We start from the raw sequence: 6452 nt of genomic DNA on the forward strand, positions 1-6452 counted from the left end.
CCATGCAGGACCAGGTCTTGGAAGGAGGCCGATGCCCCCTTCCAAAGCGTCACCAGCAGCAGAAGCCGCCATCCACGAGCAGGTCTACGCCCGTGCAGTAGGAGGAGGCCTGGCTTGCCAGGAACACCGCCGGGCCGACCATCTCCTGCACGCTGGCCATGCGCTGCATCGGGGTCTGGCTTTCGAACTCGCGGGTCTGGTGGACCATCTCGGGGCGCGTGTTCATCGGCGTGGCCGTGTAGCCGGGGCTGATCGAGTTCACGCGGATGTTGCGGTCCACCCACTCCATGGCCAGGCTCTTGGACATGTGGATCACGCCCGCCTTCGAGGCGTTGTAATGGGCCTGCATCAGGCCGCGGTTCACGATCACGCCCGACATCGAGGCGATGTTGATGATCGATCCGCCGCCGTTGCGGATCATGGCCCGCGCCTCCGCCTGGCAGGACAGGAAGACGCCCTTCAGGTTGATGTCCATGAGCGTCTGGTACTGGTCGACGCCCATCTCCTCGGCCGGATTGGCGTTGGCGATGCCGGCGGCGTTCAGCGCGATTGACAGCGGGCCCAGCTGGGACTCGGTCTCGGCGACGGCGCGGTTCATCGCCTCGGGGTCGGTCACGTCGGCGGCGAGGCCGATGGCGCGGCGGCCCGTCGCGGCGATCATGTCCAGGGTGGCCTGGACGCCGCCGTCGGTGCGCCGGTCCAGGCAGGCCACGTCCGCGCCCATCTGCGCAAAGCCCAGGGCGATGCATTGGCCGATGCCGCTGCCCGCGCCGGTGACGATGGCCACGCGGCCAGACAGGTCGAACATCCTCGGGGTGTCGAGGTCGATCATCACGAAAGGTCCTGTGTTGGGGGGATCAGCTTGTCGCGAGTTCCATGACCCGGACGTCGGTGGCCTCGGAGCGATCGAGGATGCCCGCCTGGTTGCCGTGGGACAGCACGAGGATGCGGTTCGAGACGCCCAGCACCTCCTCGAGGTCCGAGCTCACGACGATCACGGCGACCCCCGAGGCGGCAAGCTCGACGATGATGTCGTAGATCGAGGAGCGGGCCCCCACGTCGATGCCGCGCGTCGGCTCGTCGAGCACCACGACCCGTGGGTTCCGGGCCAGCCACTTGGCGATGACGACCTTCTGCTGGTTGCCCCCCGAAAGCGCCGAAGCCGGCTGCTCGGCGCGCCCCTTGACGCCAAAGCGGCGGATCGAGGCGTCGGCGAAGGAAGCGAGGCCGCGGCCGGTGATCCAGCCCTTCGCCGCCACCCGGTCGGTGTTGGCGTAGCCCAGGTTCTCGCCGATGCTGTGCTCGACGATCAGGCCTTGGAGCTTGCGGTCTTCGGGGACCATCACGATCCCCCGGCTGATGGCGTCGGCCGGCGAGCGGAGCGCGAGCGGCTGCCCCCCGAGGCGGACCTCGCCGGAGGCGATCGGATCGGCGCCGGTGATCGCGCGGACGAGTTCGGTGCGCCCCGCGCCCATCAGGCCGGCGATGCCGAGGATCTCCCCTTCGCGGACGTCGAAGCTCACGTTCCGGAAGGCGCCGTTCGCTCCGGTCAGGTTGCGCACCGACAGCATGACGCCGCCCTTCGGAGCGGGGATCGTCGGGAACATCCGCTCGAGGCTGCGGCCCACCATGGCCTCGACGACCTGCCGCACGGGCACGTCGCCACGGTCGAACTCGGCCACCTTCTGGCCGTCGCGCAGGACCACGATCCGGTTGGCGATGCGCCGGATCTCCTCGAGTCGGTGCGAGATGTAGATGATGCCGACGCCTTCGGACCGCAGCTTGTCGATCTGGGCGAACAGGAGGTCGGTCTCGGCCCCGCCCAGCGAGGCCGTGGGCTCGTCGAGGATCAGCACGCGGGCCTTGAGGGCCAGCGCCTTGGCGATCTCCACGAGCTGCTGCTGGGCGGTCGAGAGGCCCTCGACCTGCCGGGTGGCGGGAATCATCAGGCCCAGGCGCTGGAGCTGCTCCTCGGCCCGGCGCACCATGGCAGCCCGGTCGATCTTGCCACCCTTCATGGGCCAGCGGCCGACGAAGACGTTCTCCGCAATGGTCAGGTGCGGCAGGAGCTTCAGCTCCTGGTGGATGAGCGCCACGCCCGTGTCGATGGCCTGACGCGGGCTGGCGGGCGCATAGGGTTGCCCGTCGAGGGTCATGGCGCCGGTCGAAGGCTCCCGCGAGCCGGCGATGATGCCGGACAGCGTGGATTTGCCGGCGCCATTCTCCCCAAGGAGTGCGATGACCTCGCCCGCCCGGATGTCCAGATCGACGCCTTGCAGGACTGTGATGGTTCCGTAGGTCTTGCCGATGCCGCGAAGCGACAGGATCACCGGGTTGGTCGAGGTCATCTCGGGCGCGCTCCTGGCTTAGGGATGGTTCTCGATGAAGGGCTCGACGTTGTCCTTCGTCGTCAGCGTGGCGGCCTGCAGCTGTTCGGCCGGGACCTCCTGGCCGCCCACGATCGAGATCGCGCTGTCCACGGCCAGACGGCCCATCAGCTGGGTCTGCTGCGTCGCAGTCACGTCGAAGACGCCATCCCGCAGGGCTTCAAGCGCGGCGGTGTCGCCGTCGAAGCCGGCCACGTGGATCTCCTGCGGGAGGTCCGCCACTTGGACCGCCTGGGCCGCGCCGAGCGCGAGGGCGTCGGCCTGGGCGAAGATCATCGTGACGTCCGGGTTGGCCTGCAGGAGGTTCTGGGTGATCTGGAAGCCTTCATCCTGCGACCACATGTTGCTCCACTGCTCGGCCACGACGCTGACGCCGGGATTCTCGGCCAGCGCCTTGGAGCAGCCCTCGGAGCGGTCCACCTCGGGCGTGGTGCCTTTCTGGCCGTGGACGATGATCATCTGGCCTTCGCCGCCCGCCAGGCCGATCAGATGCTTGCACACCTCGTAGGCCGAGGTGACGCTGTCGGTGGCGATGAAGGTCTTGCCGGGCGCGCCTTCGGGGTTGCGGTCGACGGTGATCACCGGGACGCCGGCCTCGTTGGCCATCTCCACCGGCACGGTGGCCGCCGCGGCGCCGGCCGGGATGTAGATCAGGGCGTCGATGTCCTGGGTCAGGAGATCCTGGATCTGGTTGACCTGGGTCGGGCCGTCGCCGCGGGCGTCGACGGTGATGACCTCGATCCCCTTCTCGCCGGCGTAGGCTTCGACCGACTGCTTGATCTGGTTGAAGAAGTTCGCCTGCAGGTTGGCCACGGCGAGACCGATGCGGTCCACCTCCTGGGCGCCGGCGGCACCGGCGGTCAGCGCAAGTGCGGCGACGGCCGACATAAGCTTGGTCTTGAACATCCCTTACTCCTCCGTTGGGACCGGGTCATCCCGGATTTCTTGCCGGCGTGGTGCCGGCTTGCCTCGGCCGCGGGGCGACCGGTTCACTTCCTGTTGCGGTAGGTTTCCGCCGCGACAGCGATGGCGATGACGATGCCGATGACGATCTGCTGCACGAAGGGCGACACGTTGAGCAGGTTGAGCCCGTTGCGCAGCACGCCGATGATGAGCACGCCGATCAGCGTGCCGGGGATGCCGCCGCTGCCGCCCGTCAGGCTGGTGCCGCCGATGACGACCGCCGCGATGGTGTCGAGCTCATAGCCGAGGCCCGAGCTGGGCTGCACCGAGTCGAGGCGCGAGGCGAGCACGATCCCGGCCAGGCCCGCGCAGACGGCGCTGGCGGCGTAGACGGCGATGGTGACGAGGCGGACGTCGATGCCCGCGAGGCGGGCCACCTCGTTGCTGCCGCCCACGGCGTACAGCATGCGGCCGGCCGAGCGGTAGCGCAGGAACAGGTAGGCGGCCAGGAACACCAGAATGGCCAGGGCCACCGTGACGGTCAGGAACCCGCCGTGCCGGATGCTGGCGAGGTCGTTGAACCAGTCGGGAAAGCCCACGATCTGCTGGCCGTCGGTGATCATGTTCGCCAGGCCGCGCGCCACCGACATCATGGCCAGGGTCGCGATGAAGGCGGGGACCCTGAACGTGGTGATCAGGAAGCCGGACACCACGCCCGTTCCCGCCGACGCCACAAGGGCCACCAGGATGGCCGCGGCCATCGGCAGGCCAAGCTCGTTGGCGAGGTAGCCCATGACCATCATGGCCAGGGCCAGCACCGAGCCCACGGCCAGGTCGATGCCGCCGATCAGGATGACGAAGGTCATGCCGACGGCCATGATGCCCAGCACGGTGACCTGGTCGAGGATGTTGAGGAAGTTGCGCGTCGACAGGAACCGGTCGGACGTGAAGCTCAGGAACAGGCAGAGCAGGATCAGGCCGATCAGCGGCCCCGTGGCGCCCTTCAGGGAGAAAAGGCGCGGGATACCGGCCGCACCGCGTCGAGCGGATGCTACGTCTTCCATGGATTTCCCCTCCTCCCGAGAAGCTGCGCACGGAGCCTGCATTTTTATGCAACCCTGTGTGTTTATTTCAGTGCCGCCGTTTCGAACGGTTGTCAAGCATGGATGAAGTTACTAGGACTGCTTCGTGAATAAAATTCCGGGGCCGCATAGGCAGTCAGGAATGGGCATCCGCCGGGCTGGACGACCATGCTTCCGGACGGGACCGAGCGGGAGGGAGGAGTCTCGATGTCGCGCGCTCACGAGCTCAGGCTCGTCTCACGCATCGCGCAGATGTACCACAAGGAGGGCCTTCGCCAGGCCGAGATCGCCCAGCACCTTCGGCTGTCCCAGGCGACCGTCTCGCGGATGCTGAAGCGCGCCGTCCACGAGGGCATCGTCCGCACCACCATCATCCCGCCGCCCGGCACCTTCGGCGATCTGGAGGACTGCATCCGGTCGAGCTTTGGCCTGAGCGAGGTCATCGTCGTCGACTGCACCGAGGACCGCGAGGCCGCGATCATGGCGCGGATCGGCGAGGCCGCCGCCCATTTCCTGGAGGTCACGCTTCAGGACGGCGAGATCATCGGCGTCTCGAGCTGGAGCCAGACCATCCTGCGCATGGTCGAGAACGTCCATCCCATGCGCGTGGGGCGCGCGGCTTACGTCGTCCAGACCCTCGGGGGCCTCGGGGCGCCCAACGTGCAGGACCATGCCACCCATGTGACGATGCGCCTGGCGCAGCTCACCGGAGCCCAGCCCAGGCTGTTCTCCGTCCCGGGCGTCGCACCCTCGCGCGAGGCGCGGGAGCTCCTGATGGCGGATTCCTTCGTCCAGGAAACCATGAGCCTTTTCGGGAAGGTCACCCTGTCCTTCGTCGGCATCGGCCCGCTGAGCCCCTCCGAGATGCTGGCCCGAAGCGGCAACGCGTTCTCCGAGGCCGAGATCGATCAGCTCGCGGGCGCGGGGGCGGTGGGCAACATGAGCCTGCGCTTCTACGACCAGAAGGGGCAGCCGGTCCGGACGCGTCTGGACGACCGCGTCATCGGCATGACGCTCGACGAGATGAGGGGCGTCGGCCGTCACGTGGCCCTCGCGGGGGGGCGCAACAAGACCGAGGCCATCGCGGGGGCGCTGCGGACGGGCGCCGTCGATGTCCTCATCACCGACAAGTTCACGGCCAGCCGGCTGGTGCAGATGCAAGTGCAAGGACAGGAACATGCGACGCTTTGAAGGAACTGCCGTTCTCGTGACGGGCGGCAACAAGGGGATCGGCTACGGCATCGCCGAACGGTTCGCGCGCGAGGGCGCGAAGGTCGCCATCGCCTCGGTCGAGCCGCAGGTCCACGAGGCCGCGGAACGCCTGGCGCAGGAGCATGGCGGCCCCGTGCTGCCGATCCTGTGCGACGTCACCAAGCCGGCCGACGTCGCGGCCGCCTATGACCAGGCCGAGCGGGAGCTCGGGCCGATCGGCGTGTCGGTCCAGAACGCCGGCGTCATCACCATCGCCAAGGTCGAGGACCTGACCGAGCGGGAGTGGGACCTCAACCTTGACGTCAACACCAAGGGCGTCTTCCTGTGCTGCCAGGAGGCGATCCGTCGTTTCCGCGCGTCCGGCACCCGGGGCCGCCTCATCAACACGGCGTCAGGTCAGGCGCGCGACGGGTTCATCTACACGCCGCATTACGCCGCCTCCAAGTTCGGCGTCGTGGGCCTGACGCAGAGCCTGGCCAAGGAGGTCGCGCCCGAGGGGATCACCGTGAACGCGATCTGCCCGGGCATCATCCACACCGACATGTGGGACTACAACGACCGTGTCTGGGGCCAGATGCTGGGCGAGTACGGCCCGGGCGAGCTGATGGCCGAATGGGTTGCCGGCATCCCGATGAAGCGCGCCGGAACGCCGGCCGAGGTCGGCGCGCTCGTCGCCTTCCTGGCGAGCGAGGATGCCGCCTACATCACCGGCCAGACCATCAACGTCGACGGCGGCCTGATCATGTCCTGACCGACCACGCCGCAGGCCTGTCGGCCCTCGCTTCCCGACAGGCCCCCCTCATCCCCCTGGGGTCAGCGGGCGATGAGGACCTCGATGCCGCGGCGTTCGAAGGCCTGGGCGTCGCGG

At 68.3% G+C, this 6452-nt stretch carries 6 protein-coding genes; 2 read left to right on the forward strand and 4 right to left on the reverse strand.

The annotated features are described in order from the left end of the window. Window positions 1–49: 49 nt before the first annotated feature. The 4 genes from J3P31_RS15050 to J3P31_RS15065 all read right to left on the reverse strand — a co-directional run bounded on the left by J3P31_RS15050 (window position 50) and on the right by J3P31_RS15065 (window position 4354). Window positions 50–832, reverse strand: a complete 783-nt coding sequence (locus J3P31_RS15050) for an SDR family oxidoreductase (RefSeq protein WP_210529296.1) — start codon at window positions 830–832, stop codon at window positions 50–52. Window positions 833–857: 25 nt separating this feature from the next. Continuing rightward, a complete protein-coding gene (locus J3P31_RS15055) occupies window positions 858–2348 on the reverse strand; it encodes a sugar ABC transporter ATP-binding protein (protein ID WP_210529297.1) in 1491 nt (496 codons plus the stop codon). A gap of 18 nt (window positions 2349–2366) precedes the next feature. Continuing rightward, a complete protein-coding gene (locus tag J3P31_RS15060; protein WP_210529298.1) occupies window positions 2367–3293 on the reverse strand; it encodes a sugar ABC transporter substrate-binding protein in 927 nt (308 codons plus the stop codon). A gap of 83 nt (window positions 3294–3376) precedes the next feature. Continuing rightward, window positions 3377–4354: an ABC transporter permease gene (locus J3P31_RS15065; protein ID WP_210529299.1), complete on the reverse strand. Its 978-nt coding sequence runs from the start codon at window positions 4352–4354 to the stop codon at window positions 3377–3379. A 225-nt stretch (window positions 4355–4579) separates the two neighbouring features. Between J3P31_RS15065 and J3P31_RS15070 the strand changes: the two genes are divergently transcribed. Continuing rightward, window positions 4580–5563, forward strand: coding sequence for a sugar-binding transcriptional regulator (locus tag J3P31_RS15070; RefSeq protein WP_210529300.1), 984 nt, complete (start codon window positions 4580–4582; stop codon window positions 5561–5563). Beyond that, window positions 5550–6335 carry an SDR family oxidoreductase gene (locus J3P31_RS15075; protein WP_210529301.1) on the forward strand — a complete coding sequence of 262 codons (786 nt, stop codon included), beginning with the start codon at window positions 5550–5552 and terminating at the stop codon, window positions 6333–6335. Before J3P31_RS15070 ends, J3P31_RS15075 begins: the two co-directional genes overlap by 14 nt. Window positions 6336–6452: the final 117 nt, after the last annotated feature.

Source organism: Rubellimicrobium arenae (assembly GCF_017916275.1).
GTDB lineage: Bacteria > Pseudomonadota > Alphaproteobacteria > Rhodobacterales > Rhodobacteraceae > Rubellimicrobium > Rubellimicrobium arenae.

What these genes read in the sequence shown, in the direction of transcription:
- J3P31_RS15075 (WP_210529301.1), top strand. Translation starts at nt 5,550, where the DNA reads ATGCGACGCTTTGAAGGAACTGCCGTTCTCGTGACGGGCGGCAACAAG.
- J3P31_RS15070 (WP_210529300.1), top strand. Translation starts at nt 4,580, where the DNA reads ATGTCGCGCGCTCACGAGCTCAGGCTCGTCTCACGCATCGCGCAGATG.
- J3P31_RS15060 (WP_210529298.1), bottom strand. Translation starts at nt 3,293, where the DNA reads ATGTTCAAGACCAAGCTTATGTCGGCCGTCGCCGCACTTGCGCTGACC.
- J3P31_RS15065 (WP_210529299.1), bottom strand. Translation starts at nt 4,354, where the DNA reads ATGGAAGACGTAGCATCCGCTCGACGCGGTGCGGCCGGTATCCCGCGC.
- J3P31_RS15055 (WP_210529297.1), bottom strand. Translation starts at nt 2,348, where the DNA reads ATGACCTCGACCAACCCGGTGATCCTGTCGCTTCGCGGCATCGGCAAG.
- J3P31_RS15050 (WP_210529296.1), bottom strand. Translation starts at nt 832, where the DNA reads ATGATCGACCTCGACACCCCGAGGATGTTCGACCTGTCTGGCCGCGTG.